This window comes from Bacillus sp. z26 (genome assembly GCF_058313635.1).
In genome coordinates this window covers 13,145-28,292 of record NZ_JBZFQM010000001.1, presented here as the reverse complement: position 1 = coordinate 28,292, position 15,148 = coordinate 13,145, and the positions used below count along the sequence as shown (strand labels likewise).

The 15,148-nt window shown below is 36.5% G+C and carries 13 protein-coding genes and 1 pseudogene; 12 read left to right on the top strand and 2 right to left on the bottom strand.

The window, feature by feature from the left end; all coding sequences use genetic code 11:
• Positions 1-37 precede the first annotated feature (37 nt).
• Positions 38-1,099 carry a hemolysin family protein gene (locus AC4G3K_RS00120; protein WP_491132040.1) on the top strand — a complete coding sequence of 354 codons (1,062 nt, stop codon included), beginning with the start codon at positions 38-40 and terminating at the stop codon, positions 1,097-1,099.
• Between the two features lie 220 nt (positions 1,100-1,319).
• On the opposite strand, the gene AC4G3K_RS00115 is transcribed toward AC4G3K_RS00120, so the two are convergent.
• Entirely contained in the window at positions 1,320-1,850 is a 531-nt protein-coding gene (locus tag AC4G3K_RS00115) for a hypothetical protein (RefSeq protein ID WP_491132039.1), read from the bottom strand.
• A 441-nt stretch (positions 1,851-2,291) separates the two neighbouring features.
• On the opposite strand from AC4G3K_RS00115, the gene AC4G3K_RS00110 reads away from it, so the two are divergent.
• From AC4G3K_RS00110 to AC4G3K_RS00090, 5 genes and pseudogenes are all read left to right on the top strand, one after another.
• Complete coding sequence (locus tag AC4G3K_RS00110) at positions 2,292-4,460, top strand: DNA topoisomerase III (protein WP_491132038.1); 2,169 nt, start codon at positions 2,292-2,294, stop codon at positions 4,458-4,460.
• Between the two features lie 93 nt (positions 4,461-4,553).
• Entirely contained in the window at positions 4,554-5,480 is a 927-nt protein-coding gene (locus AC4G3K_RS00105) for a manganese-dependent inorganic pyrophosphatase (RefSeq protein WP_491132037.1), read from the top strand.
• 387 nt (positions 5,481-5,867) lie between these two features.
• Positions 5,868-6,317 carry a YueI family protein gene (locus AC4G3K_RS00100; RefSeq protein WP_491132036.1) on the top strand — a complete coding sequence of 150 codons (450 nt, stop codon included), beginning with the start codon at positions 5,868-5,870 and terminating at the stop codon, positions 6,315-6,317.
• 190 nt (positions 6,318-6,507) lie between these two features.
• Positions 6,508-8,748: an AAA domain-containing protein gene (locus AC4G3K_RS00095; RefSeq protein ID WP_491075215.1), complete on the top strand. Its 2,241-nt coding sequence runs from the start codon at positions 6,508-6,510 to the stop codon at positions 8,746-8,748.
• Positions 8,749-8,792: 44 nt separating this feature from the next.
• A pseudogene (locus AC4G3K_RS00090) lies at positions 8,793-8,900 on the top strand (ribonucleotide-diphosphate reductase subunit beta); the annotation flags it as partial.
• A gap of 48 nt (positions 8,901-8,948) precedes the next feature.
• Here AC4G3K_RS00090 and AC4G3K_RS00085 read toward each other — a convergent pair.
• Positions 8,949-9,101, bottom strand: a complete 153-nt coding sequence (locus AC4G3K_RS00085) for a YpzG family protein (protein WP_491075214.1) — start codon at positions 9,099-9,101, stop codon at positions 8,949-8,951.
• Positions 9,102-9,781: 680 nt separating this feature from the next.
• Here AC4G3K_RS00085 and AC4G3K_RS00080 point away from each other — a divergent pair.
• From AC4G3K_RS00080 to AC4G3K_RS00055, 6 genes are all read left to right on the top strand, one after another.
• A complete protein-coding gene (locus AC4G3K_RS00080; RefSeq protein ID WP_491132035.1) occupies positions 9,782-10,384 on the top strand; it encodes a DUF6438 domain-containing protein in 603 nt (200 codons plus the stop codon).
• 138 nt (positions 10,385-10,522) lie between these two features.
• Positions 10,523-11,620, top strand: coding sequence for a branched-chain amino acid aminotransferase (locus AC4G3K_RS00075; protein WP_491132034.1), 1,098 nt, complete (start codon positions 10,523-10,525; stop codon positions 11,618-11,620).
• A gap of 238 nt (positions 11,621-11,858) precedes the next feature.
• Positions 11,859-12,293 (top strand): MarR family winged helix-turn-helix transcriptional regulator, encoded by a 435-nt coding sequence (locus tag AC4G3K_RS00070; RefSeq protein WP_491075211.1) that lies wholly within the window; start codon positions 11,859-11,861, stop codon positions 12,291-12,293.
• Between the two features lie 27 nt (positions 12,294-12,320).
• The gene (locus tag AC4G3K_RS00065) at positions 12,321-13,187 is read left to right on the top strand and encodes a YitT family protein (protein ID WP_491075210.1); all 867 of its coding nucleotides are present in this window, start codon (positions 12,321-12,323) and stop codon (positions 13,185-13,187) included.
• Positions 13,188-13,314: 127 nt separating this feature from the next.
• Positions 13,315-14,040, top strand: a complete 726-nt coding sequence (locus tag AC4G3K_RS00060; RefSeq protein WP_491132033.1) for a gamma-glutamyl-gamma-aminobutyrate hydrolase family protein — start codon at positions 13,315-13,317, stop codon at positions 14,038-14,040.
• Positions 14,041-14,163: 123 nt separating this feature from the next.
• The gene (locus tag AC4G3K_RS00055) at positions 14,164-14,643 is read left to right on the top strand and encodes an acyl-CoA thioesterase (protein WP_491076217.1); all 480 of its coding nucleotides are present in this window, start codon (positions 14,164-14,166) and stop codon (positions 14,641-14,643) included.
• Positions 14,644-15,148: the final 505 nt, after the last annotated feature.

Below are 15,148 nucleotides of genomic sequence, written 5' to 3'. Positions count from 1 at the left end.
TATTCTTGGAGGTGAATCCCTCTTTAGGGGGAAATAATTGGACGGATCAATCGCTTTAAATTTATTTTTAGTAGCTATATTTATTGGACTGACAGCATTCTTTGTTGGTGCTGAATTTGCCATTTTAAAGGTAAGAATGTCAAGAATTGAGCAATTGGTATCAGAAGGAAACAAAAAGGCAACTCTTGCTAAGAGAGTAGCGGAGAATTTGGACTATTATCTGTCAGCATGTCAACTGGGTATTACAGTTACAGGATTAGTGTTGGGTGCCTTGGGTGAACCAACTGTTGAAAAAATGCTTCATCCAATATTTGAGGAATGGGGGATATCAGAATCAGTTTCTACCATCCTTTCCTATGGAATCGCACTTCTCATCATCACGTTTTTACATGTCGTTATAGGAGAGCTTGCACCAAAAACATTGGCGATTCAATATGCAGAAAAATTGGCTTTGCTTTTATCTCCACCGCTATATTGGTTCGGAAGAGTGACAAAACCTTTTATCAATGCATTAAATGGCTCAGCTCAATTAATCCTTCGAATCTTTGGTGTACAGCCGTCTGGTCATGAAACAGTCCATTCAGAAGAAGAGTTGAAATTAATTGTAACCCAAAGTTACGAAAATGGAGAAATTAATCAAACAGAGCTGGCTTATCTTGAAAACATTTTTGCTTTTGATGCACGGATGCTAAAAGATATTATGATTCCAAGAGATCAAATTGTCACTTTAGATAAAAAAATGTCTCTGGAAGAAATTCTTGAAACACTTGATCATCATGATTATACCCGTTATCCTGTTACGGAAAATGGAGATAAAGACATTCTCGTTGGGTTTATTAATACAAAGGAAATGCTGACAAGTGTGGCAGCTGGGAGAGACAAAAAAATTCAAGATTTTATTCATGATATGCCGCGTCTAAAATCAACCACTCACATTAAAGCCGTATTATTAAAAATGCAACAGAGTCGGGTCCATATGGCTATTGTAGTTGATGAAAAAGGTAACATAGTCGGTCTCGTCACCATGGAAGATATATTGGAAGAAATCGTTGGGGAAATTAAGGATGAGTATAATGGAGATGAGCTGCCAGCTACTTAAGCTGGAGTTCATTAAATAGAATAATTATTCCTGGTAATCTCAATAGAAGAAAGAGGTTGTCCCGTGAGTCGTCATTTAAGAGACTAATCGGACAACCTCTTTTTTGATTCGCTATTGATTGAAAATCAGTCGATGACTCAGATGCTGTTCATGTACACAATTAAAAACTCATCAATTAAGTAACAGGTTCGCTTGATGGGCTAAAAATGCAATTTTACCTCTAATGAATCAAAGATTTATATAAATCTTGAATGTGGATTACCATATCTTCAATTTTATGTTCATCATTTAGATTTGCTTGCCCAGTTACGATTTCAACTATTGATTTTTCACTACTATCTTTTTGGAGCTGTAATTCTATTGTAAAGTTATAAACGCTATCTTCTGCGTCTACCTTTTCGTATTCAATGTCCTTAATCTTAAAATGGTAATGATCGCGATACGGTTGAATCATTAAAGTTGAACCGTAGCTATTAACAAATTCTGTATAGGAAGTTTCATTTGCAAAATAATTTTTAAATAGCTTTTCTTCATGTTGGTTTAGGGCTCTAAGCTTTTGTACAGTTTCTCTATTTAATATTTGTTTCAATTCATCACTTGGGCCTGTAAGACTATTCTGTAATACAGCTTCGATGGTCTGAATATTTTCATCTTGTTTTTTCGTTTCCTTTTTTTCAGTACAACCAACTAACATGAATAGAAGCACAGTAGATAAAGCGAACGCAAAAAAATTATTCACTCGTTTATTCATGTAAATCCTCCTTCTTTAATTTTTTAAAATATAAAACACCTCATTGTCCTTTCAGGAGTACGCGCACGCCAGTTGGAACTTGATTTTAAATCCCATGAGCTTCGTATGCCTTCTAATGTTGAGCAAGATGAATATTCTCCATACATATACTTCCTTTTATTTAATCGAATCGATTAGTTCTCACTTCAAAATTTCATCTATCAGATAGCCTTTTTTTGATCTTATGGTTAGCAGTAAAGGGCATTACGAAGGGTTATACCATTAAATATACTCTAATCAATTATCGTTATCCATCCTTTTCCAGATTAATCATTTCAGAATCTTTGTAGTAAGATAGATGTAACAACAAAAACGGTAAACATGGTACTATTAGAAGTGGACTTTTTAAACAGTTAAGCTTTAATAGGGTTTAAATATACATAGAAGGAGTTTGACCTGAACATGGGATTTCCATTGATTATCGCGGAGAAACCGGATCAAGGAGTTACGCTGGCCTCACCATTCTCTTTCAAAAAACGTGATGGATATTTAGAGATTGCTCCTAATGATGTTTTTCCGCAAGGGGCATTATGTACGTGGGCGATTGGACATTTAACCGAGCTATCCTCGCCGGAAAAATATAAACCTGAATGGAAAAAATGGGCCATTGCGACATTACCTATCATTCCTGATAGATTTACATATGAAGTGACAAAATCAAAAACAAAGCAGTTTAATATTATCAAGCAATTGTTGAAGCGAGCGGATGTAGATTCAATTATCCATGCCGGCGATGCCGGGAGGGAAGGAGAATTAATTGTCCGTAATATCATTGCAGTCAGTGGCATCCGTAAACCGATGAAGCGACTTTGGATCTCGTCTCTAACAAAAAAATCAATTATAGAGGGATTTAACAGCCTTCGTGACAGCCAGGAGACAGTACCTCTTTATCATGAAGCCTATACTCGATCATGTGCGGATTGGCTTGTTGGCATGAATGCATCAAGAGCCTATTCCTTGCTGCTCAAACAAAAAGGAATGAATGATGTATTCTCTGCAGGAAGGGTGCAAACTCCTACATTAGCTTTGATCGTAAAACGTGAATTGGAGATAGAAAAATTCGAATCCAAGCCCTTTTGGGAAGTTATCGCTACATTTGATATAAATGGGAGTATCTATGAAGGCAAATGGGAAAAGGATCAGGAGTCCCGGCTGGATAAACAGGAGCTGGCGCAAAATATCGCGTCTTTTTGCAAGAATAAAGACGCGAAGATCGTAGAAATGAAGACAGAACGTAAAGAATTCCAGCCACCGTTATTATTTAATTTATCGGCTTTGCAGGCAACAGCCAATAAAATGTACAAGTATTCTCCTAAACAAACACTGGATATCACGCAAAAACTATATCAAAAGGGAATTGTCTCTTATCCGCGGAGTGATTCAAACTATGTGACCAAAGGGGAAGCAGAAACATTTCCGGAAATCTTGGCAAAACTGGCCCAGTTTGAGGAATATAAACCTTTTATACCAGTTCCCAATCCATCCATAATAAATAACTCCCGCTTCGTTAATGAAAAGAAAGTATCTGATCACTATGCAATTATTCCTACTGAACAGGTTAAAAACCCAGCGAAGCTTTCGGGAGAAGAGAGAAATATTTATGATTTAATTGTACGCCGATTAATTGCAGCTCACTATGAGTCAGCTATATTTGACTATACAACTTTAATCACGTTGGTAGATGGAAGAGCAGAGTTTGTTTCAAAAGGGAAGCAGCAAATACGTGAAGGCTGGCGTCAAATTATTTTTCAACAGGAAAAGGATGAAGATACTATTCTTCCGAACGTTCAAAAAGATGATGAGGGAAAAGTAAAGAACGTTAAAGTAAAAGAAGGAAAAACACAGCCGCCAAAACGGTATACTGAGGGACAATTAATTACATTAATGAAAACGGCCGGAAAACATCTTGATAATGAAGAGCTCGAAAAAGTATTAATGAAATCTGAAGGTTTAGGTACAGAAGCAACAAGAGCGGGAATCATTACTATGCTGAAGGACAGAAAATATATTAATGTAAACAAGAATCAAGTGTATGCTACCGATAAAGCGAAAGTTTTGATTAGGGCGATAGGTGATGAAATATTGGCCTCACCTGAAATGACAGCTAAATGGGAGCAACGTTTGGCGGAAATCGGGCAAGGGAAAGCATCAGCCGCTCAATTCATGGAACAGACAAAGAAACTAACCGGAAAAATTATTGAAGATGCTGTGAAAGGTTTTGAAACCTGGGATTTTACAGGATTAAAAGTTGAATCAATTGAACGTACTTCTTCCAAGTTTACAACCGGGAAAAAAGTAGGCGCTTGTCCACTTTGTAAAGGGGATATTGTCGATAAGGGTGAGTTTTATGGATGTGCGAATTATCGCCAAAACCAGTGTAAATTCACGTTCTCGAAAAAAATTCTTGGGAAAAAGGTCTCCCAAACCAATATGAAGAAATTATTGAGTGTTGGGAAAACCAATATCATTAAAGGATTTAAAAAGGGAGAAAAATCATTTGATGCAGCGATTGAATGGAAGGACGGTAAAATTAATTTCCTGTTTTCAAATGAAATTGCTCCAAAAACTTAAAAATTGTCGTGCATTCAGGTATAATGGTCGAAGAAGTTTCCGTTTGCGTGTATGTAAATGGAGTACATAATTATATTAAGGGAGTTTTTGTAAATGAGTAAAGTATTGATTTTTGGACATAAAAATCCAGATACGGACACAATTTGTTCAGCAATCGCTTATGCGGAATTAAAAAAAGAGTTAGGTGTTGAGGCTGAGCCGGTACGTCTTGGTGCTATTAATGGTGAAACGCAATATGCACTTGATACATTTAAAATGGCAGCTCCCCGTTTGGTTGAGAAAGTTTCAGAGGAAGCACAGGAAGTTATCCTTGTGGATCACAATGAAAGACAACAAAGTGCAAATGATATCGAGCAAGTACGAGTTTTAGAAGTTATTGATCATCACCGTATTGCCAACTTCGAAACAGCTGATCCATTGTACTACCGTGCAGAGCCGGTTGGTTGTACAGCAACCATTTTAAATAAACTCTACAAAGAAAACGGTGTTAAAATCAGAAAAGAAGTGGCAGGATTAATGTTATCTGCAATCATTTCTGATTCCTTATTGTTCAAATCTCCAACATGCACAGAACAGGATGTGGCTGCAGCAAAGGAATTAGCTGAAATTGCTGGCGTAGATGCAGATGTTTATGGATTAGAAATGTTAAAAGCAGGTGCAGATTTAAGCAAGAAAACAATTGCAGAATTAATTTCATTGGATGCTAAAGAATTCTCCATGGGTACTTCCAAAGTGGAAATTGCGCAAGTTAATGCAGTAGATACGAATGAAGTGATGGCGAAGCAAGCTGAACTGGAAGAAATGATGCAAGCAACTATTAGTGTAAAGGGTCTGGATTTATTCTTATTGGTTGTTACTGATATTTTAACAAATGATTCTGTTGCACTTGCACTTGGTGAAAAAGCTGCAGCTGTTGAAAATGCTTTCCGTGTAACATTAGTAAACAATACAGCTGTTCTTAAAGGGGTCGTATCCCGTAAGAAACAAGTGGTTCCAGCATTAACAGAAGCTTTATCGTAAATAATACTTGCAAAATTCTTGGCGTAATGTTATATTAATATATGCGATGAGCTGAATTGTGTAAGTCGATCACAGACCTTCGGGTACACACTATGTGGAGTGTGGTGACTCGCCTCAATTTTTCGTAAAAGACACCTGTTTTTAACAGGTGTCTTTTTATATTTATATATCTCACTATGAGTGGTGGATATGTATTCGATTGAGCTACTGAGAAGCTATACCCATTAATATACATAAAGTATAGGGTTAAAACTAAAAATGTAAGAGAGATTTACAGGTTTTTCTGTATTGAGGAAACACTAGAAGACCTTAATTAAACTAAACAAATACAAATGATCAATTCCAAATACCTTACATATGTTGATTATTACTCAAGGAGGAAATGACATGAATAAGAAAACAGTAGATGATATTTTACAAGAAGGAATTCATGGGGCTAAAGAGATAAAGCCTGCTGAACGAAAAGAATTTTTGGGGACTATACGTGAACGTGTTGTAGTCGTATTGACACAGGCTCAGGTTTTTCAAAAACAAATTCCCAATGGATTTATGGAACTATTAAAAACGAATAAGGAAGCTAAACTATATTTAAATGGGCACATCAATTATTCCCATCTATCCAAATTTGTTAAAGCAGCAGATGAACTTGGAATTCAATTTAAAATCGTTACTAACAAAGAATATAATTCGCCTAACGGGTTGGTCTTGGCTTATGATCATGCCATAAATAAGGAAAACATTATGTTAATGGAGCAACCAGCTGAAAATAAGGCTGAACAAACCGTAAAAAAGAATGGTTTCTTTGCATCGCTAAAACAAATGTTTATAAAAAATTAATAAATATTCTTTATACATTACTATGAATCATGGCCACTATATAAAGGCACGTTTCGATCATATCTAAACGAATACTTAGGCGTAGATTCCGCATTAGATGAACGTGCTATCCCCTATTCGAGTTGATGTTTGTGTGGTATAGTAATCAAATTGGAGATAAATTAGGTTTATAATTTGAGGGGCACAAAAAATGAATTCAACACGAGAATATATAGAAGAATGGCAGGAAGCACTTGAAGAGGAAATTCAGTATCTAAAAAAATATGGAAGCACACGCTATCACTTGATGAATGGTAATAAGATTACATCAGGTGATTCTTTTACGTATTATTTTGAATCATCCAGTGTATTGAGAATCCCTGTTGGAACAAATGCTAAACTGGAATGGGGCGGCAGTCGTTATGATGCCAGAATTCTATCCTCTGAAGGCAATAGTTTACTCTTATCTCTTGATCAATCAATAGGGGAATTAATCGAGGAAGCTACGATTTATCATGATCCATGGGAACTCTTAGATCAGTTGATCGAAAGACTCGATGATATAAGAAAAAGCAAGCGGAAAAGAAGTCGGGTTAAACGTATTATGGAGCCTTCCATGCCTGATAAGCGGGTAGACAAAACAAGTAAAAGCTCGGTTCGTGAACTATACGCCCGTTCCAAATATAACCCGGTCACCTTTGTTTGGGGACCGCCCGGCACAGGAAAAACATACACGCTGGCTCGAACGGCAGCCAATAAGTATTTTAAAAAGAAACGTATTTTAGTTCTCTCTCATAGCAATCAGGCAGTTGATGTTCTGCTTGCTGAGATTACGGGATTTGTTAAACGAGCGGATCGTTTTCAAGAAGGGGATATATTACGGTATGGCTCTCAAACTGGTGAAGGGCTTCTGATGCATGGGGATATATTACCTGGTAAATTATTGGAAAGCCATGATGGGCAATTAGTAAAGGAAAGAGACTCGATTGCTGAAGAAAAAAGACTGCTTAAAAAGGATTTGTCTATGTCATTCAGCGTACGTGACTCAGAGCAACTGCTTGACCTGGAAAAAAAGCTAGGGAGAATCTTAGAGAAAATAAGGCAAAAGGAAATCCATCTCTTGAAAAATGCCTATATAATTGGCACGACTCTCGCTAAAGCTGCAATGGATGCAAGTATATATGAACAAGAGTATGATCTTGTTTTGATTGATGAGGCCAGTATGGCCTTTATCCCGCAAATTGCATTTGCCGGCTCTCTTGCCAAGCGGTGTATTATTTGTGGAGACTTTAAGCAATTGCCTCCTATCGCCGTTTCACGGGGAGAACTTGTAGACCGCTGGTTGAAAGAGGATATTTTTCACCGTGCCGGAGTTGCTGATATTGCGCGTGGGGGAAAACTTCATACGCATCTATTTCTATTAAAAGAACAGCGGAGAATGCATCCTGACATCTCTGCTTTCACGAATCAATATGTTTACAATTCATTAGTAGGAGATCATCCAAGTGTCCATATAAATAAAAAAGAAATCGTCTCAAAGTCACCTTTCCCAGATCGTGCATCTGTGTTGTTAAATACAAGTTTTACCGGAGAACATTGCTTTACGGGTACTTCCTCCGGATCCAGAATGAATTTGATGAACCTGTTATTATCTTTTCAGATTATCCATGAAGCTTATAGCACCGGTACCAAATCAATCGGTTATGCTACCCCATACCGCGCACAGGCGCAGTTAATGGAAACGTTAATTAAAGACTTGTACGGAGAAGATAATGGTCTTCATGATATTTTGGCCGCCACTGTCCATCGTTTCCAGGGAAGTGAACGGGAATTAATGGTATTTGACAGTGTGGACAGTTATCCTCAAAATCGGGCTGGTATGTTATTGACGGGAAGGGAAAGTGAACGACTTCTTAATGTTGCGATAACTAGGACAAAAGGAAAGTTGATTCATGTCAGCGATGTAGAGTTTATAGAATCAAAAGTATCCCATTCTAAAACCCTTCATCAGCTCGTTCAGTATCAGATGAAACGGAACCAAATGGTCAAAATGGACCAAATAGGCAAGTGGATTACCAATCATCATCCAAAATTACAATGGATTTACGCACGGAATTTGGAAGGGTTTTATGAAGATATAAAACAAGCCCATTCCTCCATTATTCTCTCCTTGCCAAATTCCAGTATTTTATCACAAGAGTTTGTTCAAAAAGTAAAAATAAGGAATTCAAGGACAAGGTTAATGATGTATTCTCCTGATTCCCATTCCTATTTAGATCCTGATATCCATCTTCAGGATGGACCAAGTTTTAGTTTCGTTATTATGGATCAAAAAGTTCTTTGGCTAGGAATTCCGCTTGAAGCAAATAGGCGGGTTCAGCCCCCGTACATTGGGATTCGCCTGGAATCTGAAGCTTTTGTCCAACATTTTCTGCAACAGCTGCCAAAATAAATGGCAGGCCGCCATTTTCAGATGTTCCCGATAAAAACCCAGGGTGGATTGTTGCATATCAGGAAGTAGATTTAGGCAAGACTGATTTCTTTGAACAAAAATCACGACAATATACAAAAACAACAGATTCCAATGGATTTGATGAATTGTAGAGTGCAAAAAAGACGCCGATTTCGGCGTCTTTTTTCTTGAAGGCATCCTTACCAGCGGTGAGCTTTCGCATTGCTTCTCAAAATGATATTGGTTTGGGACATTTCAGTATGTCCATTAACCTGTGATTTTGAGCGCTTCCGCCTTGTCCAGTTATGGTGAAAAAGAGAAGAGTGTGGATCTAACTGATTCCGATAACTCATTGCTTATCACCCCATCAGTAGGATACGTTCTGATGCCCAGTTAGGACATCAATAATAGGATAGGCAAAATCGGGGATTTCTATTCTCGGAAAATGTTTACACAATTATTTGTAATATATGATAAAATAGATAAGAATGTAAAATTTTAGTGAGATTAGAAGTGTCAGATTAGAACATGTTGCTTTTCATAATTAGAGTGAATATCAATATGTATTGTTTGGATGCCTGTTTTTAAAACGATCCTACCATATGTGCAGGCTAAGCAGGTTGTAGAAACTCCATTCTTTTTCCTGGGCAAAAGTTCTCATATAGCAATATTCCTCGATTAAACAAGCTAACCATTATTCTAACTTCAGAACTTGGCACTAAATTAACATACTTTCTCATTTTTTTAGAAGCTAAAATAAACGAACGTTTTTTTATACTTATTACGAACTAAATTTAAATTCAAAAATAAGAAAATTATCTCATCTATTAAAGGGGAAATATGCATGAAATAGACTATATTAGTCTTTAATTAATGAGAAAAAATAACTTATTATAAGTTTCATTGGTCTTTCCTCATGCATAAGTACCATAGGATAATCATATGGGATATGTTTGAAAATAGAGCACGGTGATATATATAGAAAATCAGAGCATAAAAAGACCAGTTTGGACTAATAGGAGGATTTTAAAAGTTGTTTAAAGAAATTTCCATCTCGCGGACATCATGCCTTGGTGTATCCCCAATCTATCAGGCAACACTCACAAGTGAAGGACATGTAAGTTGGCAAGGTGAGAAGCATGTTTCATGTATAGGAGTTAAAAACTTTACAGTTACCAAGCAACGAATTAAAAAAATAGAGGATCTCTTGCTTACGTTTGATTACAAGAATTTTATCTATCAAACCACTGCACACATTGTACCGGATAGCCCAACTTGTATCACCAGAGTGGTTTATAAATATGGTGAACACAAGACAGTTGTACATGATTTGGGAGATCAAGATGCAAGTTGTGAAAATAGTAAGCATTCATTAAAAAAATTAGATTCCTTTGAAAGGAAACTGGAAGAGTTACTGGGACTAAAATATTTAATTAAACAGCCGCTCTACCTTTTCCATATTAAAAGAAAATCAAACCCTCATGAAGAATATGTTTTATCAAGCTCCAATCAATCAGAAGCATTTCAAATGATTAATGTTTACGAGGCCAATTACAAAGACTGGCAGATTGAAAAGTTAGGTAAGGACAGTACAGGGCATATTCAACCGTACATTATTATGAGGACTAAAGATTAAGCAATCTATAGGGTTTGTTATATATTTCCATTAAAATGGGATTTTTAAATTAATAGTAGGTTTGATACTTGCGGATTACCCCTTTGAGGAGTACAATTAATTTTATTAATTATTCTGACAATTTAAAGGGGACATCACATGGATACTCATCAAATATCTATAACACAAACCAATTATAAAAAAGAAAAGCCTAACGCTGAAACACTTGGTTTTGGTAGAATTTTTACCGATCACATGTTTATCATGGATTATGATGAAGATATGGGTGGGTGGCATGATCCAAGGATTATCCCCTATCAACCCATTACATTAGAGCCATCCTGTATGACTTTCCACTATGGTCAAACGGTTTTTGAAGGATTAAAGGCTTACCATACTCACGATAATCGTGTTTTTCTATTTAGGCCAGAGAAGAACTTTGAACGTATGAATAAATCCAATGATCGTTTATGCATTCCTCATATAGATGAGTCGTTTGCGATCAAAACTTTGGAACTCCTTATTGATATGGATCGAGATTGGATTCCGGATCGGGAGGGAACCTCTTTATACATACGTCCGTTTATTATTGCTACTGAGCCGTATTTAGGTGTTTCACCATCCAAGCATTATCAATTTATGATTATTTTATCCCCGGTAGGAGCGTATTATAAAGAAGGAATAAACCCCGTTCGAATTGGTGTAGAAAAAAAATATGTTCGTTCTGTAAAAGGCGGTACGGGTATGGCGAAGACAGGAGGGAATTATTCATCCAGTCTTAAAGCGCAAGAAATAGCAGAAGCACTTGGCTGTTCACAGGTACTGTGGCTGGATGCAATTGAGAAAAAGTATATTGAAGAAGTGGGCAGCATGAATGTCTTCTTTAAAATAAATGGTGAAATTGTCACACCATCGTTGAACGGCAGTGTTTTGGATGGAGTGACTCGTCATTCTATTATCCAGCTGTTACGGCACTGGGATATCCCTGTAACAGAACGTCGGGTTTCAATACAGGAGATCATTGAGGCAAATAAAAATGGGACCTTGGAAGAGGCCTTTGGTACGGGAACGGCAGCGGTTGTCTCTCCAATTGGTGAGTTTCTATGGAATGATGAAATTCTGGCTGTTAATCAAGGTGAAATTGGTAACACGACACAAAAATTATATGATACCATCACTGGAATACAAAATGGAAAAATAGACGATCCTTTTAATTGGATTAAGGAAGTAAAAGAATCAAGCAAAACGCATGTATAAAATAAATTGATTAAGAGACGTGGGTAACCACGTTCTTTTTTATGTTTTTTTAGTTCTCTACATGCAAATAATAATTGCTTAACGAAGGGCAGTCTTATTATTAATCGTTGTATTTAATTGTCTAGATGAAATTTAGTTAAAGTGTTTAATTATTAACATGGTTTATTATTTTATGATATAATAATTAAGCAAAAAGAAAAGTAAATAATATTCTCTATATGAGAGAGGGCAATAAAAAATGAACCGTAAAGAACCTCATTTGCAAGATATTGAAGATAAATTGATTTCTACCGTAAGAACCATTATGTCGGAAATTACACAGCACCAGGATTTGGGGATTACCGGATCTCAATTTCATCTGTTAAATAAAATTGAACAAGAAAAAGTGACAAATGTAAAACATTTAGCAAATGTCCTAAAAGTGAAACCAAGTGCAATCACAGTTATGCTTGAAAGGCTGGTTCAACATGGGTTTGTTTCCAGAGTACAGGATGAGAAGGATAGGAGATCAGTAGCTGTAACACTTACCGAAGATGGGGTTCGAGTACTTCAGAAGGCAAGAGAAAACACCAGAGTAATTTTGGGGAAATATGCTGCTTTATTGGATGAAGATGAATTGAAGGTATTAAATTCCATCCTTCAAAAATTTTCGGTTTATCAATCTAAATCATAATTATTTATAAAGAAAGAAGGGACAGTTTTGCCAAAAACACATAAAAAAGCATCTATATTTAAAATACTAACGAGATTTTTATTCATTACACTTGGTGCAGTCCTGATGGCTGTCTCATTGGAACTCTTCTTGGTACCAAACAGTGTTATTGATGGTGGAATAACTGGGATATCCATCATGCTTTCCCATATAACCAAACTACAGTTGGGATTATTCATCTTTATTATTAACTTGCCATTCCTTTATATTGGTTACAAACAAATTGGTAAAACGTTTGCTATTTCCTCTATTTATGGTATTGCTGTGCTTTCTGTTAGTACAGCAATGCTGCATCATGTTGAGCCATTTACAGATGAGAAAATCCTGGCTGTGTTATTTGGAGGATTGATTCTTGGACTTGGAGTTGGGATTGTCATTCGTGTTGGCGGCGCCCTTGACGGTACAGAGATCATAGCGATTTTATTATCTAGGAAATTTAGATTACCAGTTGGACAAATCATTATGTTCATAAATGTTTTCATCTTTATTGCTGCAGGTTTTGTGTTTGAATGGGATTCTGCAATGTATTCTATTTTCGCGTATTATATGGCCGCTAAGGTTATGGATATCGTCGTAGAAGGTTTAAATGAATCTAGATCTGTAACGATTATTTCTAACGATTATGAAGAAATTTCAGAGGCTATTCAGGATCGTCTTGGAAGATCAACCACGTTTATTTATGCAAAAGGTGGTTACCTAAAGGAAGATACGCAAATGGTTTATTGCGTAATGACACGTCTCGAATTGGCTAAATTAAAAGATTTGGTTCATGATATCGATGAAAATGCCTTTATAGCGATCCAGAACGTTTCTGATGTTATGGGCGGGAGCTTTGAAAAGAAAAATATTCACTAATACTACTAAATTGATAGCAGCTCATAATTGGGCTGCTATTTTTCTATCGGTAAGTGATGTCAATTTTTACTAGGGTAAAAGATTTGTATTAAGGGAAAAGAGATGTAGCAGAGGGAGGAATACAGATATGAAAAATGATAAACCGATTATTGGGTTAACAAGCAATATATTAAAAATAGAAGGAAACCAAACGACAACAGTATATTTAAGTTATTCAGAAGCAATTAAAAAAACAGGTGGAATTCCACTGATTTTTCCAATAGGAAATGAAGAACTTGCTAAAGTATGGGTTTCCATGGTGGATGGTATTTTATTAACTGGCGGTATAGATGTAAATCCACAATTTTATAATGAGCCGCCGAGTCAGGATTTGGGAATCACAAATAAGGGTTTAGATGTATCACATTTCCAAATCATTAATGAAGCACGTAAACAGGGAAAACCTTTATTTGGGATTTGCAGAGGTGCGCATTTAATTAATGTGGCTGCAGGGGGAAGTCTCTACCAGCATGTAGAAGAAGATAAAGAGGATAATAATAAAGATAATTTGGAGCATTTATCCAATGTAGAGAGGCCTGAGCCAGTTCATACGGTCTATTTAGAAAAGGACAGCCAACTTTTCAGTATTGTTAAAAAAGATAAAGTGGACGTAAATAGTTTCCATCATCAAGGCATAAAAGTGTTGGGTAAAGGATTAAAGCCAGTCGCGAAGGCTGAAGATGGATTAATAGAAGCTTTTGAGGGGATAAATGAACCTATTATGGGGACACAATTCCACCCTGAAGAATTACGTAAACATGATGCCAGCATGGATAAATTGTTGAAACATTTTATTGCTGTTTGCGGGTCGTGAAGTCGAGTTGAAAGGGACAGAAACAAAAGAATAAACTTCCTGACAAGACTGCCATTTGGCAGTCTTTATTCATCTATAGTATATTGGGATATATGGAATATATTAGGGTGGTGGGTCGTGAGCATGGACAATGAAGGAAAAGCACCAAATGTCTCAAAAACATATTTGACAGATTTAGTTTTACCGGCTGATACAAACCAATACAATTCGGTTTTTGGCGGTAAGGTAATGGCGTATGTTGATAAAATCGCCGGAATTGCAGCAATGCGTCATTGCAGAAAGCCCGTGGTTACCGCATCAAGTGATTCATTTGATTTTCATGCACCCATTAAATCAGGGCAAGCCATCTGTTTGGAAGCTTTTGTAACCTGGTCACACCATACCTCTATGGTAGTTTATGTGAAGGTTGAAGGAGAAAACCTTATGACGGGAGAAAGAAGACTAACATCTGAGGCATTTCTTACCATGATTGCAATTGATAAAGAAGGGAAGCCATCATCAGTACCTAAAATACGACCTGAAACAGAATTGGAAAAAGAGTTGTATCAGCGTGCTGAAGAGAAATATCAGGAACGGAAAAGGCGAAAGCAGCAATCTAAATAAGGGAATCATAAAAGCGTTGAAAACATGTTCTTCAAGGCTTTAATTTATGATTTTGTACCTGCTAATATTTCTTAATAATTTTAGCTTCTTAAAAATAGTCCTCAACTAGAAGAAGATTTTTAGAAACGAAAAGGTATAGATGAGCTGGTTCTGCCAAGGGAGAAAAAATACATACATAGGTGAGAAAACATCCGAAGTACGAAATATCCTGCAGCATTAAGAGTAAAAACAATTGATAAGTTGATTGGAGGTAGTTAATTTACTTTCTCCTTTGTATGCTGATTTGTAAGGTAGTTATCAGGATATAAATACTATGAAGTAACCTTTGCAATTCCCTGAATTATAAGGATGCTTGACATGTGGCTGACATGGTGGAGGGTCCTTGAAAAGGCAAAGGAGGATCGAGGAGCTCAGCTGTTATTATCTAAGATCGATAAAGATACATGTTTAGAGCGATCCAACTCCAATTCAGTTACCTGATAAAGCTAGATTACTATTAATAGAG